The organism is Luteimonas sp. YGD11-2 (genome assembly GCF_004118975.1).
Lineage (GTDB): Bacteria > Pseudomonadota > Gammaproteobacteria > Xanthomonadales > Xanthomonadaceae > Luteimonas > Luteimonas muca.
Genome location: NZ_CP035376.1, coordinates 2984988 through 3009593, shown reverse-complemented (window position 1 = coordinate 3009593; position 24606 = coordinate 2984988). Strand labels below are relative to the sequence as shown.

Annotated in this window: 20 protein-coding genes and 1 pseudogene; 10 read left to right on the top strand and 11 right to left on the bottom strand. The window is 71.4% G+C overall.

Translation table 11 applies throughout. The annotated features are described in order from the left end of the window. The first annotated feature begins 20 nt into the window (after positions 1 to 20). From ERL55_RS13870 to ERL55_RS13855, 4 genes are all read left to right on the top strand, one after another. Positions 21 to 293 carry a YcgL domain-containing protein gene (locus tag ERL55_RS13870; RefSeq protein ID WP_129136946.1) on the top strand — a complete coding sequence of 91 codons (273 nt, stop codon included), beginning with the start codon at positions 21 to 23 and terminating at the stop codon, positions 291 to 293. Beyond that, entirely contained in the window at positions 286 to 3549 is a 3264-nt protein-coding gene (locus tag ERL55_RS13865) for an ankyrin repeat domain-containing protein (RefSeq protein ID WP_129136945.1), read from the top strand. Before ERL55_RS13870 ends, ERL55_RS13865 begins: the two co-directional genes overlap by 8 nt. 147 nt (positions 3550 to 3696) lie before the next feature. Continuing rightward, a complete protein-coding gene (locus ERL55_RS13860) occupies positions 3697 to 4554 on the top strand; it encodes a hypothetical protein (RefSeq protein WP_129136944.1) in 858 nt (285 codons plus the stop codon). A 34-nt stretch (positions 4555 to 4588) separates the two neighbouring features. After that, positions 4589 to 5344 (top strand): hypothetical protein, encoded by a 756-nt coding sequence (locus tag ERL55_RS13855; RefSeq protein ID WP_129136943.1) that lies wholly within the window; start codon positions 4589 to 4591, stop codon positions 5342 to 5344. An 85-nt stretch (positions 5345 to 5429) separates the two neighbouring features. Here ERL55_RS13855 and rho read toward each other — a convergent pair whose 3' ends face one another. Together rho and trxA are read right to left on the bottom strand one after the other, a co-directional pair. After that, positions 5430 to 7202, bottom strand: coding sequence for a transcription termination factor Rho (rho, locus tag ERL55_RS13850; RefSeq protein ID WP_129136942.1), 1773 nt, complete (start codon positions 7200 to 7202; stop codon positions 5430 to 5432). A 182-nt stretch (positions 7203 to 7384) separates the two neighbouring features. Next, a complete protein-coding gene (gene trxA / locus ERL55_RS13845; RefSeq protein ID WP_129136941.1) occupies positions 7385 to 7711 on the bottom strand; it encodes a thioredoxin TrxA in 327 nt (108 codons plus the stop codon). 243 nt (positions 7712 to 7954) lie between these two features. On the opposite strand from trxA, the pseudogene rhlB reads away from it, so the two are divergent. The 6 genes and pseudogenes from rhlB to rpoH form a co-directional block, all read left to right on the top strand. Next, positions 7955 to 9568 (top strand): annotated as a pseudogene (gene rhlB, locus ERL55_RS13840) (ATP-dependent RNA helicase RhlB); the annotation flags it as partial. Positions 9569 to 9936: 368 nt separating this feature from the next. Then, positions 9937 to 10626, top strand: coding sequence for a cell division ATP-binding protein FtsE (ftsE, locus tag ERL55_RS13835; RefSeq protein ID WP_129136939.1), 690 nt, complete (start codon positions 9937 to 9939; stop codon positions 10624 to 10626). After that, positions 10619 to 11572, top strand: a complete 954-nt coding sequence (gene ftsX / locus ERL55_RS13830) for a permease-like cell division protein FtsX (protein WP_129136938.1) — start codon at positions 10619 to 10621, stop codon at positions 11570 to 11572. The genes ftsE and ftsX overlap by 8 nt, the downstream gene beginning before the upstream one ends. 1 nt (position 11573) lies before the next feature. Continuing rightward, entirely contained in the window at positions 11574 to 12452 is an 879-nt protein-coding gene (locus tag ERL55_RS13825) for a response regulator (protein WP_129136937.1), read from the top strand. Positions 12453 to 12474: 22 nt separating this feature from the next. Continuing rightward, the gene (gene ung, locus ERL55_RS13820; protein WP_129137363.1) at positions 12475 to 13233 is read left to right on the top strand and encodes a uracil-DNA glycosylase; all 759 of its coding nucleotides are present in this window, start codon (positions 12475 to 12477) and stop codon (positions 13231 to 13233) included. A gap of 182 nt (positions 13234 to 13415) precedes the next feature. After that, positions 13416 to 14294, top strand: a complete 879-nt coding sequence (rpoH, locus tag ERL55_RS13815; RefSeq protein WP_129136936.1) for an RNA polymerase sigma factor RpoH — start codon at positions 13416 to 13418, stop codon at positions 14292 to 14294. 67 nt (positions 14295 to 14361) lie between these two features. Here rpoH and zupT read toward each other — a convergent pair whose 3' ends face one another. The 9 genes from zupT to ERL55_RS13775 form a co-directional block, all read right to left on the bottom strand. Continuing rightward, positions 14362 to 15183, bottom strand: a complete 822-nt coding sequence (gene zupT / locus ERL55_RS13810) for a zinc transporter ZupT (protein WP_129136935.1) — start codon at positions 15181 to 15183, stop codon at positions 14362 to 14364. A 271-nt stretch (positions 15184 to 15454) separates the two neighbouring features. Further along, positions 15455 to 15979 (bottom strand): copper resistance protein B, encoded by a 525-nt coding sequence (locus ERL55_RS15220; RefSeq protein ID WP_241685785.1) that lies wholly within the window; start codon positions 15977 to 15979, stop codon positions 15455 to 15457. 63 nt (positions 15980 to 16042) lie between these two features. Beyond that, entirely contained in the window at positions 16043 to 16408 is a 366-nt protein-coding gene (locus ERL55_RS15215) for a hypothetical protein (protein WP_241685784.1), read from the bottom strand. Then, entirely contained in the window at positions 16405 to 18315 is a 1911-nt protein-coding gene (locus tag ERL55_RS13800; protein WP_129136934.1) for a copper resistance system multicopper oxidase, read from the bottom strand. Before ERL55_RS13800 ends, ERL55_RS15215 begins: the two co-directional genes overlap by 4 nt. A gap of 97 nt (positions 18316 to 18412) precedes the next feature. Next, on the bottom strand, positions 18413 to 18733 hold the full coding sequence (locus ERL55_RS13795) for a hypothetical protein (protein WP_206733327.1): 321 nt from the start codon (positions 18731 to 18733) through the stop codon (positions 18413 to 18415). A 156-nt stretch (positions 18734 to 18889) separates the two neighbouring features. Further along, positions 18890 to 19675: a hypothetical protein gene (locus tag ERL55_RS13790; RefSeq protein ID WP_129136932.1), complete on the bottom strand. Its 786-nt coding sequence runs from the start codon at positions 19673 to 19675 to the stop codon at positions 18890 to 18892. A 203-nt stretch (positions 19676 to 19878) separates the two neighbouring features. After that, positions 19879 to 20307 (bottom strand): hypothetical protein, encoded by a 429-nt coding sequence (locus ERL55_RS13785; RefSeq protein ID WP_129136931.1) that lies wholly within the window; start codon positions 20305 to 20307, stop codon positions 19879 to 19881. Positions 20308 to 21883: 1576 nt separating this feature from the next. Then, on the bottom strand, positions 21884 to 23176 hold the full coding sequence (locus tag ERL55_RS13780; protein WP_129136930.1) for an amidohydrolase family protein: 1293 nt from the start codon (positions 23174 to 23176) through the stop codon (positions 21884 to 21886). After that, positions 23173 to 24597, bottom strand: coding sequence for an amidohydrolase (locus tag ERL55_RS13775; RefSeq protein WP_129136929.1), 1425 nt, complete (start codon positions 24595 to 24597; stop codon positions 23173 to 23175). The genes ERL55_RS13780 and ERL55_RS13775 overlap by 4 nt, the downstream gene beginning before the upstream one ends. Positions 24598 to 24606: the final 9 nt, after the last annotated feature.

Sequence of the window (24606 nt, the reverse complement as noted above, 5' to 3'; positions counted from 1 at the left end):
ATCAAGCCGTATTCCGGGCCATGCACGCCTACGTCTACAAGAGCCAGCGCAAGGACGACACCTATGTCTACCTTGCCGTGCGCGACGACTTCTCCGTACTGCCCGCGGTCCTGCTGGACCGGCTCGGGCCGTTCCGCTTCGTGCTCGACGTGGAGCTCACCGCGGAGCGCCGGCTGGCACGCGAGGACATCGCGACCGTGCGTGCCAACCTCGCCGCGCACCGCTTCCACCTGCAGATGCCGCCGTCGGCTGCCGCCGATCCGTTGACCGCGGACTGGGGCACCGATGCCTGAGCCGGGCCCCGCCGCCGGGCGCGATCGCATTGCGCTGTATGCGCTGGGTGCCGGGCTGGTATTGCTGGCCGGCATTGCGCCGTGGCTGGCGGCGCTCGGGCTGTGGCTGGCGCAGCCGGTGTTCGCGCTGGCCGCACGCGGCGCCCGCCTGGACCGTGCATTGCCGGCCCAGTCCATGCCGCTGCTGCTGGCATGGGGCGGCCTGCTGGTGACCACCGCGGTGCTGGTGGCGTGGCCGCTGTCGGCGCTGCGGCAGAGCGGCTCGCTGGGCGCCGCGCTGGGCCTGAGCGCCAGTGGTGGTCTGCTGCTGATCGCGCTGTGGCGGACGTGGCCGTTCTGGCATGCGCTCGAACGCCAAGGTGGCAGCATGTCCGCGCACTGGCAGGCGTTGTCGGAACAGGATGCCGGCGCGCTGCGCGGCCTGTGGCTGGCGCTGGGCGCGGGGGGCATCGCCGCGCTGGCGGTGGTGCTGGCATGGCCGGGCCTGGTCGATGGCGGTGCGCGCTGGGGGCTGGCCGCGCTCGCCGCCGTGTGGAGCGGGCTTGCGCATCGCGGCCTGCAGGCGCTGGCACCGGCCGCCCGCCTGCCGCTGCCCGTCGTCGATATCGAAATGCCGAAGGTGGTCGAGCCTGTCGTCGAAGGTGACCCCGATGCCGCGCTGTATGCCGCCGCGCGCGCCGGTCGTGTCGACCGCGCGCTGGAACTGCTCGAACACGGCGCGGATCCGATGGCGCCGCCGCCCGCCGGTGGGCGCGACCAGCGGGCGCTGGTGGTGCTGGCCGCGGTGCTGCCGGACCTGCGACTGCTGCGCGCGTTGATCGCCCGCGGCGTGGACCTCAACGACGCCACCGCCGGCATGACGCCGCTGCTGGCCGCCACCCGCGACAGCTGGCACGGGCGACCGGAAGCGGTAATGACGCTGCTGGCCAACGGCGCCGATCCGCGTGCGCGCGACCACGAGGGCAACACCCCGCTGCACCATGCCGCGCGCAGCACCGATCCCGGCGTCGCCGCCTTGCTGCGTGATGCCGCCGCGGAACTGGATGCGCGCAACGACGAAGGCCTGACCCCGCTCGGCATCGCCTGCGCCGCCGGCAACTGGCGTCTGGCGAAGTTCCTGCTCGAGCGCGGCGCCGCCACCCATCCTGCCGATGCCACCCCGGCGCTCCTGGCCGCGGCCGGTGGCGACGAGGACGATGCCGCCGGCGTGCAGCTGCTGCTGCGCCACAAGGCCAGGGTGGATGCGCGCGACGCGCGCGGACGCACCGCGCTGCACGAGGCCGCGTTCGCCGGCCATGTCGACGTCGTCGCCGCACTGCTCGATGCCGGTGCCGCGGCGGATCCGGCCGACTCCAGTTCGCGCACGCCGCTGCTCGAGGCCGCGCGTGGCGGGCGGCTTGCCACTTTCGAGGCACTGCTGGCTGCCGGCGCAAGCGTCGGCGCGGTCGATGCGCAGGGGCAGGGCGCGCTGGCATTGGCCGCGCTTGCCGATCCGCCCTCGGCCAGCCTGGTGCGCCGCCTGGTCGAACTCGGGCTCGATCCGCACCAGGCGGACGCCGGCGGCCGCACGCCGCTCGATCACGCCGCGGCCGCGGGCCGCTGGTCGCTGGTGGCGCTGCTGGACCCCGGCTATGCGCTGCCTGCCAGCGTGCTTCCGGACGGCGCCGATGCGGAGGTGCCCGACCGCGCGCCGCTGGCCTTGCTGCGTGACGCGCTGCGCGAAGCGCGCACCGATCGCCTCGACGCACTGCTGGGGCTGGTGGACGCCCGCGAACTCGGCAGCCTGCTCGAGGACGACGAGGTGCCGGTGACGCCTGCCCGCATCGACTGGCTGATGGCCCACGGCGCAGATCCGGACGTACGCACGGGCGATGCCGACAGCGCGATCTTCCGCCTGCTCGCGCAGGGCCCGGAAGCCCTGGAAGCCCTCCAGGCGATGCTGCGCCACAACGTGTCGCCGGCGGGCGCCGGCGGGCTGGCGCGCTTCCTTGCCGCCTGCGCCCACGGCGACCATGCCGCGCGCGCGCTGGAGCACCTCGCGCTGGAACTGCTGGAGCGCGGTGCCGATCCGTTCGCGGCCTCGCCCGAAGGTGATCCGCCGCTGTCACTGGCGGTGCGGCTGGGCTGGCACCAACTGCTCGAACGTCTGGTCGCGATCGGCGTCGACCTCGATGCCCGCGATGGCCGTGGCATGACCGCGCTGCACCTGGCCGCGGCCCTCGGCCGCGAGGCGGCGCTGAAGGCGCTGGTGCGGGCGGGTGCGAGCCCAGGCATGCGCGCAGCCGACGGGCAGACGCCGCTGGGCGTGGCGCTGGCCGGCGGCCGCCGCGACCTCGCCGACTGGCTCGACTGGCGTGGCTGGGCACTGCCCCGCCGCGCACTGCAGCCGGCGGACCTGCCCGGTGCGGCGATGGCCGGCGATGCCGATGCGGTGCGCCGCCTGCTCGACCTCGGCTTCGCTGTGGACACCATCGATGCGCAGGGCTGCAGCGCGCTGCTGCGTGCCAGCGGCGGCGGCCATCGCGCGGTCGTCGACCTGCTGCTTGCGCGCGGTGCCGATCCGGCGCTGGCTGCACACAGCGGTGCGACGCCGCTGTCGGCCGCGGTCAGCATGCGCGAGCTCGACATCGTCGATCGTCTGCTCGAAGCCGGTGCCGGTCACCAGCAGCGCCTGCCCGGCGAGGTGACCGTACTGATGCTCGCCGCCGCGCTCGGGCTGCCGGACCTGTGCGGGCGCCTGATCAAGGCCGGTGCCGACATCCACGCCACCGACGCCCAGGGCCTGACCGCGTTGCATTGCGCAGCCCTCTACGGTTTCACCGCGCGCGACCGCCCGCGCCTGGTCGCGCTGTTCGACACCCTGCTGTACGGCGGCGCCGAGATCGACGCCGTGGCCGCCGGCGGGGTCACGCCGCTGCTGCTGCTGCTGGGCGCACGTGCCGAGCCCGGCACCGCCTGCGACGAGAACGTGGTTGCCGCGGTGCTCGACCACCTGCTCGACGAGGGCGCTTCGCTGGACGCGCAGGACCCGCGCGGCTTCGGCCCGCTGCATCTCACCGCGCTGCACGGCCTGCTGCAGCTGGCACGCCGCCTGCTGCGGGCCGGTGCCGACCCCGGCCTGCGCGACGCGCTCAACCGGGTGCCGCGCGACGTCGCGATCATGCGCGGCTTCGTCGACGTCGCCGCCGAGCTTGCGCCGAGCCACCAGGCCGGCGGCGACGTGTCGATGGCGAGGTTCCTGCGCGACCAGGGCTGATCGGCGCCGGAACCCGCAGCACCTGCCCAGGGCTCGTGCCGTGCGGTCAGGATGCGGAGACGCACCCCGCGCCCGGCACCTGCCAGCGGTTGCGACATCGGCACCGGCGTTGCATCCTCGCTGTCCCGGACCGCGCAGGAAGCCATCATGTTCCGAATCGTCGCCGCCGCTTTGCTTGCGGCATCGTTGCTGGCGCTGCCCACCCGCGCCGAATCGCAGACCGCACGCGAGGCCCGCCAGGAAGTCGAGGCCAGCATGGTGGTCACCGGCACCGTCGACATCGACGCGCAGGGCGAGGTCACCTCGCACATCGTGGACCAGCCGGACAAACTCCCCGACTACGTGCTCGAGCTGGTCGATCGCGCGGTCCCCGCGTTCCGCTTCGAGCCGCTGCTGGTGGACGGATCACCCGCATCGGGACAGGCGAAGATGAGCCTGCGCCTGGTCGCAACGCAGGCCGGCGATGGCAGCATGAACGTCGCCATCCGCAGCGCGCATTTCGGCGAAACGTATTCGGACACTGATGCGAGCAGCGTGCGCAGAAAGAACATGCGTCCGCCGCAGTATCCCTCCAACGTGCTGGTTGCCGGCGGCACGGGCACGGTCTACCTGCTGGTCAAGGTCGGCCGCGACGGCCGCGTCGAGGACGTCGCGGCCGAACAGGTGAACCTGACGGTGGTCGGCACCGCGCGTGCCATGGAATCCATCCGCGAGGCCCTGGCCCGCGCCTCGATCAGTGGCGCGCGCAGGTGGACCTTCATCCCGCCGTCGGAAGGGCCGGAGGCGGCGCACGATCACTGGGTGGTGCGGGTGCCGGTTGATTTCCGCATCGGCAACAACCGCCGGCCCCGGTACGGCGAATGGGCGTCCTACCATCCCGGTCCCCGCACGCGTCCCGACTGGGCCAGGCCAACGCCGCCGGCCTTCAGCCCCGATCTGCTGCTGGCCGACAGCCTGACACCGGAAATGTCACGTTTCCGCCTGCTCACGCCGCTGGATGGCTGAGCCACGCCCAGCGACTGTTCCAGGAGGAACACCCATGAAGACGATGCTTGCGCTGGCCTGTTGCGCCACGCTGGTGGCCGCTACACCCGCACTTGCACAGCAGGCCGACACACCGGTGGCCTTCACCACGATGGTCAAGGTCGCGGTCGACGACGCCGGCAGGCCCGCTGTCGTCGAGGCGGTGTCGGCGTTGCCGGACGCGGTGCGTGACTTCGTCGAGGCGCGCACGCGCGAACTCGAATTCCAGCCAGCGATGATCGATGGCCGGGCGCACGGTGGCGTCACCTACGTGGTGATGGGCGTGTGCGCGGTGCCGGATGGCGATGCCATGGTCATGGCAGCCGAATACCGCGGCAATGGCCCGGGCCAGACGGACGGGACGCCGTATCCGGCGCCACCACGCTACCCGATCGAAGCCGCCAGGCGTGACCTGGGCGCGGAGATGACGATCCACTACACCGCGAGGCCCGATGGGTCGGCGGCACTGGACCGGGTGGAGTTCAATGACAAGGCCCAGCGCGGCAAGGGAATGTTCGAGCGCATGGCACGCGACTGGGTGCGCGACATGCGCCTGCTTCCCGAGCAGGTGGACGGCCGGCCGATCAGCACGCCGGTGAGCACGCCGGTCGAACTGGTCGTGGCAAGGGCAGGTACGCCGCGCGCCCGCGAGATGCTGGAGGCGGCCCGGCGGTCCTGGGTGGACCGGCCGGAGTGCCTTGCGGCCGAGCGCCCTTCGGGCCAGGCCGTCGCCGCGCAATCGCCGTTCGTGGTGCGCGAGGACGCCGGATAACAGCACCACGGATCGGCGCCACGACGGACAGAACGGAAAAGCCCCGCGGATGCGGGGCTTTTCGTTTAGCGCCTCCGTTGCCGGATCAGCGCTTCATCGAGGAGAAGAACTCGTCGTTGGACTTGGTGGTCTTCATCTTGTCCAGGAGGAACTCCATCGCCGCGATCTCGTCCATCGGGTGCAGCAGCTTGCGCAGGATCCAGATCTTCTGCAGCAGCTCCGGCTCGATCAGGTAGTCCTCGCGGCGGGTGCCCGACTGGTTGACGTTGATCGCCGGGTACACGCGCTTCTCGGTGATGCGGCGGTCGAGGTGGATCTCGGAGTTGCCGGTGCCCTTGAACTCTTCGTAGATCACCTTGTCCATCGCGCTGCCGGTGTCGACCAGCGCGGTGGCGATGATCGTCAGCGAGCCGCCTTCCTCGACGTTGCGCGCGGCACCGAAGAAACGCTTCGGCCGGTGCAGGGCATTGGCGTCGACGCCACCGGTGAGCACCTTGCCCGACGACGGCACGACGTTGTTGTAGGCACGCGCCAGACGGGTGATCGAGTCGAGCAGGATCACCACGTCGCGCTTGTGCTCGACCAGGCGCTTGGCGCGCTCGATCACCATCTCGGCGACCTGCACGTGGCGCGCGGCCGGCTCGTCGAACGTCGAGGAGACCACTTCGCCGCGCACGGTGCGCTGCATCTCGGTCACTTCTTCCGGACGCTCGTCCACCAGCAGCACGATCATGTGCACTTCGGGATGGTTGGTGGTGATGGCGGTGGCGATCTGCTGCATCATCATCGTCTTGCCCGCCTTCGGCGGCGAGACGATCAGCGCGCGCTGGCCCTTGCCCTGCGGGGCCATCAGGTCGAGGATGCGGCCGGTGATGTCCTCGGTGGAACCGTCGCCACGCTCGAGCTTGAAGCGCTTGCGCGGGAACAGCGGGGTCAGGTTCTCGAACAGCACCTTGCCCTTGCTGGCTTCCGGCGGCTCGCCGTTGATGGTGTCCACCACGTTGAGCGCGAAGTAGCGTTCGCCGTCCTTGGGCCAGCGGATGCGGCCACTCAGGTGGTCACCGGTGCGCAGGTTGAAGCGGCGGATCTGGCTGGGCGAGATGTAGGTGTCGTCCGGGCCGGCCAGGTAGCTCGCCTCGGCGCCGCGCAGGAACCCGAAGCCGTCCGGGAGGATCTCCAGCACGCCGTCGGCCTGCACGCCTTCGCCGGTACGCGTCAGCACCTTCAGCAGGGCGAAGATGACGTCCTGCTTGCGGGCGCGGGCGACGCCTTCGTGGATGTTGAGCTGTTCGGCGATGTCGAGCAGCTTGTGCGCGGGCATCCGCTTGAGATCGCCCAGCGAGTACTGCGGGAAGCCTTCCGGGATGTTCGGCGGCGGCAGGCGGTGGGCCTGCTGCTGTTCGTTGCCGCTTTCCTGCGGCAGCCCGTCGTCGCGGAAGCGGTCGCGCTGGCGGTCGCGGCGGTTGCGGAAGCGATCGCGGCGGTTGTTGCCCTGGCCCTGGTTCTGGCCTTGGTTCTGGCCTTGGCCCTGCTGCCCGTGGCCGCGATTGTCCTGGCCGTCGTGGTCACGCCCGCCACCGTCGCCGCCATTCCCGCCATTCCCACCATTGCCGTCGTTGGACTGGGCAGCGTGCGCGGGCGCGGAGGATTCGGAAGGCGTCGCCGCGGGCGCAGCCGGAGCCGAAGGCGCGGGTGCGGATGGCGCGGGTGCGTCCACCGGCAGCGCCTGCTGCACGGGGGTGTCGGCATCGGCCTTGGCGGCACGGGGTGCACGCGGGGCACGCGGCTTGCGCACGCGCTTTTCGGCGGTGTCGCCTGATTCGCCGGTCTGGCCGGCGTCGGGGGTGTTATCGGACAAGTGCGAATTCCTCGCTGCTGCGAGCGCCCGCTTGGATGCGGGCGAGGGATGGAAGGGGAACCTTCAGAAGGGTGCGGCGCGGTACTCCACGCCGGATCGGTCAAAACTAGCACCGCCATCGTTCGGCGGCAAGCGGCCGCGCGGGCCGCGGCAATGGCGCCCGGCGGGCGCCATGCGGTGGATCAGAGTGCCTTGTCGATCATCTGCGCGAGCTGGGCCTTGCCCACCGCGCCGATCTGGGTGGCCTGCACCTGGCCATCCTTGAACAGCAGCAGCATCGGGATCGAGCGCACGTGGTACTTCAGCGCGGTCGCCTGGTGCTGGTCGATGTCGACCTTCACCACCTTGGCGCGGCCGGCATACGTCTCGGCCAGCTCGTCGAGCGCCGGGGCGATCATCCGGCACGGACCGCACCACGGCGCCCAGAAGTCGACCAGCACAGGCGCGTCGGACTGCAGCACGGTGGTTTCGAAATCGGCATCGCCGGCATGGATGACCTTGTCGCTCACTGGATTCTCCTGAAAGGATGGGGGGCAGGCGGCGCGGCCGCGCAACCCGCATGGATGCTAGACTTGGGCGCTTCCGGCCAAAAACCAAGGCCGGCTGTCAAGGCCTGATCGAGGCCCGACCGTCCAGGGCCCACAACGGCGCCCTTCCTCCGGCCGGCAGTCTGCGACGCGGGTCTCCCCCGCGCAAGCGCAATCCCGCCGCAAGCCACCGGCGAGCCCGGCCATATCGAGCACTCCCAACGCATGAGCGACAAGCCTCTAACCGACATCACCTTTTCGGAATTCGACCTGCATCCGCAGCTCCTGGCCGGCCTTGAGGCCGCCGGATTCCTCCGCTGCACCCCGATCCAGGCGCTGACCCTGCCGCTCGCGCTCAACGGCCGCGATGTCGCCGGCCAGGCGCAGACCGGCACCGGCAAGACGCTGGCCTTCCTGGTCGCGGTGATCGACCGCCTGCTCAAGCGCCCGGCGCTGGCCGACCGCAAGCCCGAGGATCCGCGTGCGCTGATCCTGGCGCCGACCCGCGAACTCGCCATCCAGATCCACAAGGATGCGATGAAGCTCGACCTGGGCCTGAAGTTCGCCCTGGTCTATGGCGGCGTGGACTACGACAAGCAGCGCCAGCAGCTGCAGGACGGCGCCGACGTCATCATCGCCACGCCGGGCCGCCTGATCGACTACGTCAAGCAGCACAAGGTTGTCAGCCTGCATGCCTGCGAGATGTGCGTGCTCGACGAGGCCGACCGCATGTTCGACCTCGGCTTCATCAAGGACATCCGTTTCCTGCTCAGGCGCATGCCGATCCGCACCGAACGGCAGACGCTGCTGTTCTCGGCGACGCTGTCGCACCGCGTGCTCGAGCTCGCCTACGAACACATGAACGAGCCCGAGAAGATCGTCGTCGAAAGCGAGTTCATCACCGCGGCGAAGGTGCGCCAGAAGGTGTACTACCCGTCGGACGAGGAAAAGATCCCGCTGCTGCTGGGCCTGCTGTCGCGCAGCGAGGGCGCGCGCACGATGGTGTTCGTCAACACCAAGGCCTTCGTCGAGCGCGTGGCCCGTTCGCTGGAGAAGGCCGGCTACCGCGTCGGCGTGCTCTCGGGTGACGTGCCGCAGAAGAAGCGCGAGTCGCTGCTGAAGAAGTTCCAGGCCGGCCAGCTCGAGATCCTGGTGGCCACCGACGTCGCCGCGCGCGGCCTGCACATCGATGGCGTCAGCCACGTCTACAACTACGACCTGCCGTTCGATGCCGAGGACTACGTGCACCGCATCGGCCGCACCGCGCGCCTGGGTGCCGAAGGTGACGCCATCAGCTTCGCCTGCGAGCGCTATGCGATGTCGCTGCCCGACATCGAGGCCTATATCGAACAGAAGCTGCCGCTGGAGCCGGTCACCACCGAGCTGCTGACCGCGCTGCCGCGCAAGCCGCGCGAAGGCGTCGAGCTGCAGGCGGAAGAAGGCGAAAGCATCGGCGAGATCTTCCGCGAAGCACGCGAGCAGCGTGCGGCGGACGACGCCCGCCGCGGTGGCCCGCGCAAGGGTGGTGCGGGTGGCCCGGGTGCCGGCCGTCGCAGCGGTGGTCGCGCGTCGTCGGGCGAAGGCGGGCCGGGCGAGCGCCGCCGGCCGCGCAGCAGCGAGGACGCCAGCATCGCGGCTGCTCCAGACGCCGCTTCGGCAGCTGGCAGCAACGGCGCCGTGAGCACCCCGGTTGCCGCCGCACCGGGGGCCGAGGGCGCACCGGCGAATGGCGGTGATGCCGCGTCGCCGGCGCGCAAGCGTCGTCGCCGTCGTGGCCCGCGCAAGGACGGTGATGCCGCCGGCGCGCCGCCGCAGGCAGCGGGTGCCGCATCGGGCGAGGCCGGAACGGCCGCGCCGCGCGCTCCGCGGCCACCGCGCCAGGGTGGTCCGGAGGGCGGGAGTGCGCGTGGGCCGCGCGCACCGCGTGACAGCGCAGCGTCGTCCGCCACCCCGCGTGCACCCCGCGACAACACGGCAGCGCCCGCGGCTCCGCGTCCGGCAGCTGCTACCGCCGCCCAGCAGCCGGCGCCGTCCCTGCTGTCGCGGATCGGCCGCGGCCTCAAGCGCCTGGTCGGCGGTTCCGCCGACGCGCGCTGAGCGACTCCACGCACGGCACGACGGCCCGGCATGTCCGGGCCGTCTTCGTTTGCGGCCCGGTGCCCGGGCACCACGGACGTGCACAGGTGTTGCAGGCATAATCGATCGCTATGGGCGTCCTTCGATTCGACAACGTCAGCAAGCAGTATTCGGGCGGGCACGTCGCACTGGCGGACGTCAGCTTCGATGTCGGCGAGGGCGAGATGCTGTTCGTCACCGGGCATTCCGGTGCCGGCAAGAGCACGCTGCTGAAACTCGTACACCTGGCCGAGCGGCCCAGCCGCGGCGCGGTGCTGTTCGGCGAGCGCAACCTGTTGCGCGTGCGTGGCCGCAAGGTGGCGATGCACCGTCGCGATGTCGGCGTGGTGTTCCAGGACCATCGCCTGCTGGCCGACCGTACCGTTGCCGAGAACGTGGCATTGCCGCTGATCCTGCGCGGCCTGCGGCGGCCGGATATCGCCAGGCGCGTGCGCAGCGCACTGGAGCGACTGGGCCTGGGCGAGCGCGAGCGCGCGCTGCCCACGCAACTGTCGGCGGGCGAGCAGCAGCGCGTCGGCATCGCCCGCGCGATCGTCGGCGAGCCGCGACTGCTGGTGGCCGACGAACCCACCGGCAATCTCGATCCCACCCTGTCGGCGGAGATCATGACGCTGTTCGAGACCCTGCCCGCGCGGGGCACCAGCGTGCTGGTGGCAAGCCACGACCTCGCACTGGTGCGGCGCATGCGCAAGCGCGTGCTGGTGCTCGACCAGGGGCGGCTGGTGGATGACATCAAGCCCGAGGAACTCGCCGATGAGTGAGCCGGCGGCGAAGCCGGTGCAGTCGCAATCCGGCTTCGGCACCTGGATCGACCACCATGCCTACAGCGTGGTGTCGGGCCTCGGACGCCTGCTGCGCAGGCCCTGGGCGACCGCGCTGACCATCGGCGTGATGGCGGTGGCGCTGGCGCTGCCGCTGGGGCTGCTGCTGGTGCTCGACAACGTCGGGCGGCTGTCGGGCAGCGTGCAGCAGTCGCAGGAAATCAGTGTGTTCCTGGCGATGGACACCAGCACCGAACGCACGCAGGCACTCGAGCGCGAGATCGCCGCACGTGCCGACGTCGCCACAGTGGAACTGCGCACGCCCGAGCAGGGCCTGGAGGAACTGCGCAGCCGTGGCGGCCTTGGCGATGCCATCGATGGCCTGGGCGGCCTCGACGCGAATCCGCTGCCGGCGGTGCTGGTGGTGGTACCGGCACGCGACGATGCAGCGCTTGCCGCAGCGCTGGGTGCCTTGCCCGAAGCGGAGCTGGTGGTGCACGACGCCGCCTGGCGCCAGCGGCTGGATGCGTGGATGCGCTTCGCCGCGCGCGTGGCCTGGGTGCTGGCGGCGCTGTTGGGCATCGGCGCGCTGCTGGTAGTGGGCAATACCGTGCGTCTGGACATCCAGTCGCGGCGCGACGAGATCGGCGTGCTGCAGCTGCTGGGTGCCACCGACGGTTTCATCCGTCGGCCGTTCCTGTACCAGGGCGCGTGGTACGGCCTGGCGGCCGGCGCGCTGGCGCTCGGCCTGCTGGCCCTGGCCGGCCTCGCGCTGCAGGCGCCGCTGGCGGAACTCGTGGCCGGTTACGGCAGCGGCTTCGCCCTGCGGGGTTTCGGCATCGCGCAGTCGCTGGCGGTGGTCGCGGGTGCCGCGCTGCTGGGCTGGCTCGGTGCCGGCGTGGTGACCGGCCACTATCTGCGACAGACCCGACCCACGGATGCCTGAGATGAGCCATCCCGCTGCCCCCGACCTGCGTCATCTGGTGAGCGACACCCCGCGAATCATGGTGGTCGACGGCTCGAAGCTGGTGCGGCGGCTGATCGGCGACGTGCTGCGGCAGGAGGTGCCCAACGTCGAGGTGGTTGCCTGCGCCGGCCTGTCCGAGGCGCGCGAGGCGCTGGCCGCGGCGCCGGTGGACCTCGTCACCACCTCGCTGGTGCTGCCCGATGGCGATGGCCAGCAACTGGCACGCGCGGTGCGCGAGACCGCCGGGCAGAAATACGTGCCGGTGATCGTGGTCTCGGCCGAGGCGCAGGCGCACCTGGAGCGCCGCCGCTTCACCGAGGACGTCACCGACTACTTCGACAAGGGCGAAGGCCACCAGGCGCTGGCGACGTTCGTGCGCGGCTACGTGATGCCGCAGGCGATCCCCGGGGCCCGCGTGCTCTATGTCGAGGACAGCCGCACCGTCGCGCTGGCGACCCGGCGCATGCTGCAGTCGCACGGCATGGAGGTGATCCACCTGATCAGCGCCGAGGAAGCCATCGAGTGGTTGCGTGAGCGCCGCGACAGCGCCGATGCGCCCGGCGCCGACCTGCTGCTGACCGACGTCTACCTGAAGGGCGAACTCAGCGGCCGCGACCTGCTGCAGGCCGTGCGCGGCGAGCTCGGCTACGGCAAGCGGCGGCTGCCGGTGCTGGTGATGACCGGTGACGACAACCGGGTCAACCAGATGGCGCTGCTTCGCGACGGCGCCAACGACCTGGTGCTCAAGCCGATCGAGGAACGGCTGCTGGTCACCAAGGCGCTGTTTCAGCTGCGGCTGGCCCGGCTGGGCGGGGCAGGGCCGCAGGGACGCGGGGCGCCGGCGCCCACCGCGGGCTGAGGCGGTGACACGCAACGCATCGGTGGACGACCTCCCGACGCAGGCCGCGGGGGCGCCCCACAGTGACGCGGATTCGCGGATCCGTCTGCACCCGTCCTGGAAAGCCCGCATCGGCGACTACCTGCTGCGCGAGGACATGCAGGCGCTGTCGGCGTTCCTGCGCGAACGCAGGGCGGCGGGCGCGGCAATCTACCCGCCCGGCCCGCGGATCTTCGCCGCCTTCGAGGCCACGCCCTTCGATGACGTCAAGGTGGTGGTCCTCGGCCAGGATCCCTACCACGGCCCCGGGCAGTCCCATGGGTTGGCGTTCTCGGTGCCGCCCGGGGTGCCGGTGCCGCCGTCGCTGCTCAACATGTTCAAGGAACTCGAGCGCGACCTCGGCCTGCCACGCCCCGACCATGGCTATCTGCTGCCCTGGGCGCAGCGTGGGGTGCTGCTGCTCAACGCGGTGCTGACGGTCGAGCATGGCAAGGCCGGCGCACACCAGGGACGCGGCTGGGAAGGCTTCACCGACCACGTGGTGGAAACCCTCAACCGCGAGCGCGACGGCCTGGTGTTCATGCTGTGGGGCAGCTACGCCCAGGCCAAGGGGCGGGTGATCGACCCGCGCAGGCACAAGGTGCTGCGCAGCACCCACCCCTCGCCGCTGTCGGCCCACCGCGGGTTCAACGGCTGCGGGCATTTCTCCGCCGCCAACGACTACCTGCGCCGCCGCGGGCTGGGCGCGATCGACTGGCGCCTGCCGCCGCGGGCCCAGCTGGATGCCGTCGTCCCCGGCTGACTGCCGCCTGCACGGTTGCGGGCGGGATTGCCCGCTGTCCACGTCCTGTTGAAGGTGGATCCGTTACCGTCCTGTGCTTCCGGAACACCCTTTGTTGGCTCGATAACGCCGTTCCACCGGCGGAACAGAGGAACTTTTCCTGTACCCGGCAGTCCAATAGCCCGACTGCTAACATGAGGTCCATGAGCCAGACGATGACTGCCAACGCCTTGGTTGCCAACAATCTCCCCGTCCCCAGTGCGCTCGGTTCGCTGGACGCCTACGTCAATGCCGTACACCAGATCCCGGTGCTGTCGGTCGAGGACGAGCAGGCGCTGGCACGCCGTTACCGCGAGAACGAGGATCTCGACGCCGCCCGCGAGCTGGTGCATTCGCACCTGCGTTTCGTGGTGCACGTGGCGCGTGGCTACAACGGCTACGGGCTGCCGCTGGGCGACCTGATCCAGGAAGGCAACATCGGCCTGATGAAGGCGGTGAAGCGTTTCGACCCCGCGGTCGGCGTGCGCCTGGTGTCGTTCGCGGTGCACTGGATCCGTGCCGAGATGCACGAGTACATCCTCAAGAACTGGCGCATCGTCAAGGTCGCCACCACCAAGGCGCAGCGCAAGCTGTTCTTCAACCTGCGCCGGAGCAAGAAGCGCCTGGGCTGGTTGAACGCGGCCGAAGTGAGCGCGGTTGCCAAGGACCTCAACGTCTCCGAGCGCGAGGTGCTGGAGATGGAGTCGCGGCTGTCCGGGCGCGATATCGGCTTCGATGCCAGCGCCGACGAGGATGACGAGCGCGCGCCGCCGGCACCGGCCGGGTATCTGATGGCGCACGACGCCGATCCCGCGCAGGCCTACGAGCGCGCCGACAGCGAGGACAACCAGCTCGCCCTGCTGCGCGAGGGCCTGGCCGGGCTGGATGCGCGTTCGCGCGACATCATCAGGCGCCGCTGGCTGGATCCGGATGCCAGGATCACCCTGCAGGAGCTGGCCGACGAGTACGGCGTGTCGGCCGAGCGGATCCGCCAGGTGGAAGCCAACGCGCTGAAGAAGATGAAGGCGCTGTTCGCGGCCTGAGCCGCGCGGTGGCTGCCAGAAGGCCCGGAGCGATCCGGGCCTTTTTCGTTGGTGCCGGTCGCGTGGGTTAAGGGGACGTGCCCCACTTGAACAGCACCAGGCTCAGTGCCAGCGCCGACATGCCCGCCACCAGCCCGTACACGGTCTCGTGGCCCTTGGCGTAGCGCTTGGCGGCGGGGAGCAGTTCGTCGAGCGCGAGGAACACCATGATGCCGGCGATCACCCCGAACACGCCGCCGAACACCGCCTCCGACATCACCGGCGCCAGCAGCACGTAGCCCAGGATCGCGCCGATCGGCTCCGCCATGCCCGACAGCAGCGAGGCGAGGAACGCCAGCGACTTGTTGTTGGTGGCGTAGTACACCGGCACCGCGATGGCGATGCCCTCGGGGATGTTGTGGATCGCGATCGCCAGCGCCAGCGGCAGGCCGACGGCCGGATCGCCGACGGTGGCGAAGAAGGTGGCCAGGCCCTCCGGGAAGTTGTGCGCGGTGATCGCGATCGCGGTCAGCAGGCCGACGCGCTTGATGTATTCGCGGTTGTGTTCGCGGAAGAACGGGTCGTCGGCTTCCAGGCTCTCGTGCGGGTTGGGCACCAGGTGGTCGATCCCGACGATGAGCAGCAGGCCGGCCAGGAACGCGAGGATCGCGCAGGTGAAGCCGAGGTTGTCGCCATAGGCGAGCGAGAACGACTGGATCGACTTGTTCAGGATTTCCGACAGCGACACGAACACCATCGCGCCGCCGGCGAAGGCGAGCCCGAAGGCCAGCAGCCGTGCGTTCGGCGCCCTGGTCGTGAACACCAGCAGGCCGCCGATGCCGGTGGCGAGGCCGGCGCCGGTGGTGACCGCGAGCGCGATCAGGATGTTGGACAGCTGGATGTCGAGCATGCGCTGCGCGTTCCCGTGTCAGCGGGCGCGGGAGTGCGCACGACTGCGCTGCAATCGTAGTCAGCGGCCGGCTGCTTGGCGACAGGCGCAGCCAGCCTTGCGGCATGTCCGTGCCGGCGGATCCGGCTGACGCCGCCCCCTCGCCACGCAGCTTCGAGCCGGCGCCCGGGCGGCGCCACCACGGTGGGGCGGAGGTGGCGGGCTTCGCGGGGCGTTGTCGGCCGTCGGGGATGCGCCCACTCCAGGACCCCCGCCACAGCACGTGATGCCCTCACCACCATCCGCGCACGCCCGCGACCACGTGGGTGTCGCGGGCCGGCTCCCCGGCCGTGCGCGCAAGGTCCGCGGTGCCGCCGAACAGGCGCTCATGCGCGATGCCGACATAGGGCGCGAACCGTGGAGTGATCTCGTAGCGCAGGCGCAACCCGGCCTCGATGCCGTTGAGGCCGCTGCCGGTGCCGTGGTCGGGCTCGTCCTCGAGCGAGGCGGTGGCCTCCAGCAGCGGCTGCAGGATCAGCCGGTCGCTGAAGCGCAGGTCGTACCCCGCCTCCAGCTTGAGTTGCAGCTGGCCGCCGCTGCCGACGTAGGCCATCGCGGTGACGTCGATCATCCCCGGTGCGGTGCCTTCGACGCCGAGCGCCGCCCAGCTGCGCGACCCGGGCCGGGTCTCGTGGCACACCCCGGCCAGCACATCCCACCATGGCGTCACGGCGCGGCCATACAGCAGTTCGAGCTCGGCGCTGTCGGTCCGCCCGCCGCTGCGGCTGCCCTCGCTCTTCAGCAACAGGCCGTGCACATCACCGCCGACCGACGCCTCGGCCTCCCACAGCTGGCCGGTGCCCGGATCGGCATCCCGGGCCTACAGGCGATCGATCTCGAGCTGCCACGTCACCGGCGACGGGTGCTCCATCGAATGGTGAGCAAGGACGGGAAACGCGGCCGCGCGATCGGCATCGGTCGGCTCCGGCACGGGCGTGCGTGGCGCACGGGTGGACAGCGTGCAGTGGCCCATCGCCGCGTGTTCCGGAGTGCACGAGGGGCCCTGGTGGTGCGCGTCGTGGGCCGCCTGGTGCTGGCCATGGCCTGTCCCGGTGCTGCCGCCGTCATTCCGGTGCCCGTGGTCCTGCCCGTGCTGCTGTGCATGGTCGCCGTGCTGTGCGTGCGCCGTCGCGCCGCAGCTGATGGCGGCCAGCGCGGCGATCGCGATTGCGTGGCGCCTGCTCATGCGGTCTCCTCGATGCGGACCTCGCGCATCATCCCGGCCTCCATGTGATAGAGCAGATGGCAGTGGAACGCCCATCGGCCGAGTGCGTCGGCACGTACGCGGAAAGCGCGGCGCGTGCCGGGCGGCATGTCCACGGTGTGCTTGCGCACCATGAAGTCGCCGTCGGCGTCCTCGAGATCACTCCACACGCCGTGCATGGGGATGGGGTGGGTCATCATCGTGTCGTTGACCAGCACGATGCGCACCCGCTCGCCGTAGTTGAGCCGCAGCGGCTCGGCGCCCGCGAACGGGATGCCGTCGAATGACCAGGAGAACTTCTCCATGTGGCCGGTGAGGTGCAGCTCCACCTCGCGCCCGGGGTCGCGGCCGTCCTCGTCGCCGGCAATGCTGGCGAGGTCCGCATAGGCCAGCACGCGACGGCCGTTGTCGCGCAGGCCGATGCCGGGGTCGTCGAGGCGTGGCGTCGGCGACATCGTCTGCATGTCGACCAGCGGGTTGCCTGCCTCGCTGGCAGGATGCGCCTGCATGCCGCCGTGTCCGGCGTGCGCATGGGCGTCGCGGCCGGGGTGGGCGGAGGCCTCTGGCTCGTGCCCGGCATGCGCAGCGTGCCCGGCGACAGGCGCATGACCACTGCCATGTCCTGTCTGCGCAGGAGGCGCGCCGTGTGCCGCCGGGCCTGCGTGGGCATCGCCGTGCCCGGCATGCGTGCCGTGTGCGGCGTTGGCCGGCGCCGCCCCGTGCATGGCGTGGTCGCCATGGCCCATGTCGGCCATCGTCAGCCGGGGGCGCGGGTCGATCGGCGGCAGCGGCGCTTCCAGGCCGGGCCGCACGGCGAGCGTGCCGCGGGCGAAGCCGGTGCGGCCCATGTCCTGGGCGAAGATCGTGTAGGCATCCTGGCCGGACGGTTCGACGATGACGTCGAAGGTCTCCGCGGCGGCGATGCGGAACTCGTCCACCGTCACCGGATGCACCGGCAGGCCGTCGGCCGCCACCACGGTCATCTTCAGCCCCGGAATGCGCACGTCGAAATAGGTCATCGCGCCGGCATTGATGAAGCGCAGCAGCACCTTCTCGCCGCTGCGGAACAGCCCGGTCCAGTTCGATGCCGGCGTCGCGCCGTTCATCAGGTAGGTGTAGGTGTTGGCGTCGACGTCGGAGAGGTCGGTCGGCGTCATCCGCATGCGCGCCCAGTCACGGCGGTCGGCGAGCGCGGCGGCCCAGCCATGGGTGCGCACGTCGCGGACGAGCTCGCCGACGGTGGGCTGGTGGCGGTTGTCGTAGGCGGAGTCGATCTTCAGGCGGCGGAACAGCCGGCCGGGATCGAGATCGGTCCAGTCCGACAGCAGCACCACGTGCTCGCGGTCCCAGCGGTAGGGCAGCGGCTCGGCCGGGTCGACGATGATCGCGCCGTACAGGCCGGCCTGTTCCTGGAACAGCGAATGGCTGTGGTACCAGTAGCTGCCGGACTGGCCGAGCGTGAAGCGGTAGAGCCAGCTCTCGCCGGGCGCGATGCCGTCGAAGCTCAGGCCGGGCACGCCGTCCATGTTGGCCGGCAGGATGATCCCGTGCCAGTGGATCGAGGTCATCGCGTCCCGTAGCCGGTTGGCCACCCGCAGCGTCACGGTGTCGCCCTGGCGCCAGCGCAGGATCGGCGCCGGCAGGCTGCCGTTGACGGTGATGGCCGGTCGCGTGCGGCCGGTGAAGTTGACGGGCGTGCTGCCGATCGACAGGTCGAAACTGTTGCCGGCAAGCACTTGCGGCCCGGTGCGTGCGTCGGCGGACGCGTGCGCGGGCAGACGCAGGCCGGCGGTGCCGAGCCCAAGACCGCCCAGCGCCAGGCCCTGCACGAAGCGACGGCGCGACAGCGGCGCCTGCCATGACGGCAGGCCGGAAGAATGGTGGTGCATCGAAGGCTCCGGGCACGCGGGCGTGCCGTGATGACATCGGGTCACGCCACGGTGCGGCTGCACAGGGCGCGCGGTGCGGTCGCAGGCGACCGTGATGTCATGCCCCGATGGGCGGTCGCAGCGGTGGCAGGCGCGGCGTGGATGCGAGCCCTGGGGCGACGCGTTTCACCGGCGCGGCCACGGTCCGGGTCGCCGGCGGCAGCGCTGGCAATGCGGAAAGCACCTGCACCGGCTGCAGGCTCAGGTCCATGCACAGTTTCATGCAGTCGGTGACGCCGGGTGCGCGCTCCGGCTCGGGCGCTGCGTGTGGGGTGTCCGCAAGGGCGGCAACCGGATGCCCGCAGTCATGACCCTCGGCGGCCGGTGCAGTCACCACGTCGCTGGCAAGGGCCTCCAGCTGCACATGGACCGATGCCATGGCCGAGCCGATGCCGTTGAGCAGCAGCGTACAGCAGCAGGCGGAACAGCAGGGCATGGATACACGGAGGGCCGACGGCGGCGGCAGGATACCGCAGCTGTCCGCCGCCGGCCCGCCCGCGACGGCTTCACCGCCATGGGCCTGGGGTCACGCAGATCAGAAGTCCCAGCGCGCCGACAGCGTGACCGGTACCGAGACGCGGCTGCCGGTGTCGTTGATGCTGGCGAGGCCGAGGCCGCCGATGGCGCTGTCGTCGTCCTTGAGGTCGCCGACATAGCGCACGCCGCTGGCCAGGGTCACGCTGAAGGTGTCGGAGACCGGCATGACCACGCCGAGGTCGAGTCCGCCGGTCGCCGACCAGCCCGTCTCGTAGAACGGCGCACCGGCGATGGTGATGCCGGCGTCGGGGATGTCGAAGGTGGCGCGGATGCCGTTGGTGCGGGTCGCACCGATGCGCGCACCCACGAACGGCCGCGCGAAGCCGACGGTGCCGAAGTAGTGGCGGTAGCCGACCTCCGCCGCGAGCGCCTCGTAGTCGCCGAACGTGCCGTACACCGGCAGCTCCGTGTCCAGCGCCGGGACGAACGCGCCGCCCACCTGCACGTAGCCCTCCTCGGTCATCGTCTTGCGAATGGACCCGAACACCTCGGCGCTGTCGCTCAGGCCATAGCCCAGTTCGAGGCCGATCGTGGTGGCCTGGCCGTAGATGCGCTCATGGTCGCGGGCGCCGATGCGCAGTTCCGCCGCCACCCCGGCGAGCGCGGGATTGAGCGGGCCGAGGTCGGGCACCGGCGCGACGGCGCCATCGTGGACATCACCGCCGACCGGGACATCCACGCCACCGGTCAGTGACAGCGAGAAACGACCGGCCTCGGGGCCGGCGGCGTGGGCGGACGTGGCAAGCAGTGCAGCGAACGGGACAAGCAGCAGGGAGGTGCGCATGGGGGCTCCGGGAAGCGACGGTTGCGGCGACGCCACGGTGGCGACGCGCCGACGCTAGGGCTGGAGCGGTTATCCGCCGATCCACGCGCGGCATGTACAAAACGTGTACATCGGCGACGGCGGCCGGCCGACGCGGGGTGCGCGCAGGCGATTCGAGTTGCCGCGCCCGATCGGTCACGCGCGGGCGCCGCGCTCCGCAGCGATCACGCGCCGACGAGCCCCTTGGCATGGTCGTACTCCACCCATTCGGGGTCGTCGTTGACGCCCCAGCGGATGGCCTTGTTGTCGAGCGCCGCAAGCGTGGCGTCGAGCGTGGAGGATTGCGCCGCGTACGCGTACCACAGCACCCGGTCCGGGGTTTCGTGGACCAGCACCGTCAGGCAGGCGCGGTCCTTCTCCAGCGCGGTCTTCACCGTTTCCAGCAGCGCGGAAGGCTCACCGGCGATCTCCGCGCGCTCGACCCAGGCCAGCGCGACCACCGGGAAGTCGGCGCGACGCACGCCGGCCGGCAATTGGCGGACGTGCAGGGTGCCGGCGATACCGTCGTGCACGAGCGGCCGCACCAGCCAGTTGTCGCCGATGGCGGCGAGGTCGAACCTGCGGATCTTTCTGCGTTTCAGGAAGCCGAACATGGGGTTGCCTGCGGTGAGCGCTGGGGGGTGATTCTCCCCTTCGAGAGGCGCCGGCGTGTGATTTCGGGCGGCACGCCGCGGCCTTCGGGGCGCGGAGCTTTGCGCGGGAAGCCCTAGAGCCGGAAGCCCGGAGCACGGAGCACGGAGCCGGGAAGCTGGGAAGCTGGGAAGCTGGGAAGCCGAGCCAAGCCAGAGCCCGAGCCGGAGCACGGGCCGGGTGGGGCGCGGGTGGCCCGCCGCGGCCACAGGGGGATGCCCAGCCGGATATCTCCGCGTCCTGCTCCCACATCCGGCCGCCGGCCATCCATGGCCGGCTCTGGACATCCCCCTGCGTCCGCGGCGTGCCCCGAAACGTCGTCGCGTTTCCGGAAGAGATCAACGGCGAAGCGCGTCAGACCGACGTGCCGGGGGCTTCCGGCCTGCCGCCTTTACCGTCGCTGCCGCCATGGCGCCGCTGGCGGCGTTGAGGCCGTATCGCGCCTGCCGACCTCATGCCGGAACTGCCGAACGCACGACGCGGGTATGTCAGCAGGCAACGCCGGCACAACCGCTGTTGATTTCCGTGCCGGAGCCGGCGGATGCCCGGGCGCGTCGCGTGCACCGGGGGGTGTGCTCCCAGCCGGCCATGGATGGCCGGCGGCCGGCCGTGGTAGCTGGACGCGGACTCCGGCCGGGGGAGCACACCCCCCGGTGCGCGCGACGGGCAGCGCGACGCCGAACGAAGCCCCTCACCGGCACCCGGCACTCCGGCGTCGCGCCAAAGCCGCCGCGTGGAGACGAGCGAGGACACCCCCCGGTGCGCGCGACGGACAACGCGACGCCAATCGAAGAACCGAACCGGCACCCGGCACCGAGCACACGGCACTCAGGCCTTGCGCTACCACCGCCGCGTGGAGAAGAGCGAAGACGACGCCCCCGTGCGCACGATGGCCGGCGCCGCGCCCAACCGGGCCACGCGCGCACGGTTACCTCGGCCCTACGACACCGTCCTGGAGTTGAGGGAAGCACCGGAAATCACGGCAGGCCGGGCCCGGAGCTCCGGCGATGGACAAATTCCGTCCAACCGCCACGTCCGGGAACCCGGCACGCCGGCCCCGGAGCCCCGCGACTCGGGCGAAAAACCCGATCGTTGGACAAATGTTGTCCACCGGCCGGGTTCGGAACTCCGCGGCCGGGGTTCGAAGCTCCGGGTCCCGGTCCCGGAGCTCCGCCGGCCGGGCTTTCTGCCCGGCGCGCCAAGCCTGCAGCCCGGCGCGCCGAATTCCGGGCCCGGTGCGCGGGGCCCGGAACGCGGCGGGCCGAGCATTGAGCCCGGCAGGCGGAGCCCGGAACCCGGCAGGCCGAGCATTGAGCCCGGAACGCGGCGTGCCGAGCATTGACCCCGGCGTGCCGAGCGTTGAGCCCGGGGGGCCGGCCACTGGGCGCGGTGGGCGAGGTATCCGCCCGGCGGGCGGAGCTCCTTGCCCCGGGGCGACGGGCTCATGCGCCGACTGGCCCGGGGGTGCCCGCGTGCCAGCCGTCACCCGCCCTCACCCCGGAGCGGGTGAGGGCGGGGCAGGCGCATCCGACCGCCGCTTCAGCGCCCGTAGGCGCGCGGCAGCCCGCCCTGCTCGCGCGGCGATTCCTGCTGCATGTAGCGATCACGCAGCTCCGTCTGCCGCGAGCGCATCGGGATGGCGCGGCCGTCGAACCAGGTCTGCTCGGCGGTGTGGATGACGTCGAGCGGATCGCCCGTCCACAGCACCAGGTCCGCGCGCTGGCCCACGGCGATCGTGCCCACGCCCTCCACGCCCAGGGTTTCCGCCGGCACCCGGGTCAGCCCCGCGAGCGCGGCGTCCCAGGGCATGCCGTTGGCCACCGCGTTGCCGGCCAGCTGGCGGAGCTTGCGTGCGTTGTGGGCGGCATCGCTGGCCTGCGCGAACGACACCTGCACGCCGGCGGCCTGCAGGCGCGCGGCGTTTTCCAGCGAGGCATGCAACTGGTCGAAGCCGGCCGGCAGGTTGTCGAGCGGATCGACGAACACCGGCACGTTGGCGGCGGCCAGTTCGCCGGCCACGCGCCAGGCCTCGCTGCCGCCGGCGATGGCGATGCGCAGGTTGTGGCGCTTGGACCAGCGCAGCAGCTGGCGGATGTCGGCGGCGCGGTCCACCGCCACCAGCACGCGGCCGTTGCCGTCGAAGTAGCGGGTGAGCGCGGTGCGGCCCGCCGGCGTCAGCAGCGACACATGCGAACCGGCGGGGATGCGCCCGCGTGCCTCGTCGATGATCTGGTCGAGCAGCATCCACTGCGCGGCGCGCGAGTTGCCGGTGAGTTCAGCGCCGCGCGCACCCAGCTGCAGGAACAGCACCCGCGGGCCGGCCGGGTCGATGCCGCCATCCAGGCGCATGGCGGCGCCCTGGCCGGCGAGGATCGAGCCGCCCGAGGTGGCGCCGGCGGCCAGCAGGGTGAAGCCGATGCCCTCGGCGGTGGCCACCGGGCGCAGGATCGAATCCGGGTTGTAGGCCAGGGTCACGTCGAACTCGGGCCGCACCACCATGTCCTTGGCGCCGTCGCCCAGTGCGAGGCGGCCGTCGCTGGTGGTCTCCTCGCCCGACACCTCCTCGATGCCGAGGCCATTGATGCCGCCGAACAGCGCCGGCGTCAGCGGCCTGCCCGCGGCGTCGATCACGGTCGCCCCGCCGGCGGCGAGGCCGTTGCCGACCCCGGCGATGCGGCCAGCGCGCACCAGCACGTCGGTGTTGTGCAGGGTGCCCTGCGCGGTGGCGGTGTGCACGGTGGCGTTGCGGATCAGCAGGTCCTGCGCGGCGACGGGCAATGCCAGTGCCGCGGACAGCGCCGCGGCGAGCAGGGCGGGAACGCGGCGGCTCATCGGGCACCTCCGGCGGACTGGCCAAGCATGAAGTCGGACACCGGCTGGCGGTTGCGGTCGTTGCGGTCGTACACGCGCGCGCCGTCGATATAGACGTGCTCGGCCAGCGCGTAGCTCGAGAACGGGTCGCGGTTCCACACCACCACGTCGGCCATCTTGCCGGGCTCCAGGGTGCCGGTTTCATCCAGGATGCCCATCGAACGGGCGGGGTTGGCCGTGACCCAGGTGATCGCGCGCTCGGGGGCGATGTCCATGCCGGCGCGGCGTGCGCTGGCCATCACCTTGGCGGCTTCCTGGTTGAGGCGCTGGATGCCCTCGCTGGAATCGGAATGCACGATCGCGCAGCCGTTGGCGGGGCGGTCCACCAGCGCCACGTTCTCCTGGATGCCGTCGAAGGCCTCCATCTTGAAGCCCCACCAGTCGGCCCACAGCGCGCCGCAGATGCCTTCGCGGGCGAGGTCGTCGGCGAGCTTGTAGGCCTCCACGCCATGGTGGAACGCGGCGATCTCGAAGCCGAATTCATTGGCCAGCTGCATCATGTTGGCCATCTCGTCGGCGCGGTAGCAGTGGATGTGGACGAGGATGTCGCCGTTGAGCGCGCCGGCCAGGGTGTCCAGGCGCAGGTCGCGCTTGCCGGCGCCATTGCCGTTGCCGTTCTCGCTGCCGCTGTTGCGGCCACGGCGGCGCGGCGCCTCTTCGGCCGGGGTGTTGCGGGTGCGGTATTCGGCCGCCTCGGTGAAGGCGGCGCGGAAGCCGGCCATGTTGCCCATGCGCGTGGCCGGGCCGCCCTTCTGGCCGTAGACGCGCTTGGGGTTCTCGCCGCAGGCCATCTTCAGCCCGTGCGGCGCACCCGGGAACTTCATGTCCTGCATGGTGGTGCCGGCGACGTTCTTGAGCGTCACCGCGCGGCCGCCGAACAGGTTGGCCGAGCCGGGCAGGATCTGCAGCGAGGTCACGCCGCCGGCCAGCGCGGCGGCGAAACCCGGATCCTGCGGCCACACCGAATGCTCGGCCCACACCGCGGCGGTGTTGGGGTTGGTCATCTCGTTGCCGTCCGAGTGCGCACGCACGCCGGGGCTGGGGTAGACGCCCAGGTGCGAGTGCACGTCGACCAGGCCGGGCGTGACCCACTTGCCGGTGCCGTCGACCACGGTCGCGCCCTCGGGGGCCTGCAGGCCCGGGCCGACCGCCTCGATACGGCCACCCACCAGCAGCACATCGGCGCCGTCGAGGCGCTCGCCGGTGCCGGTCAGCACGGTGGCGCCGCGGATCAGCACCGGCGCGCTGGCGATCGGCGCATAGGTGCTGGGGTAGGGATCGTGGGCGAAGCGCGCGGCACCCTGCGGCGCCTCGTTGGCGAAGGCGGGCGCGGACGCGATCGCGAGCACCGCGGCCAGCGCCGCGGACAGTGGTTTGAGCATCGGTGGTTC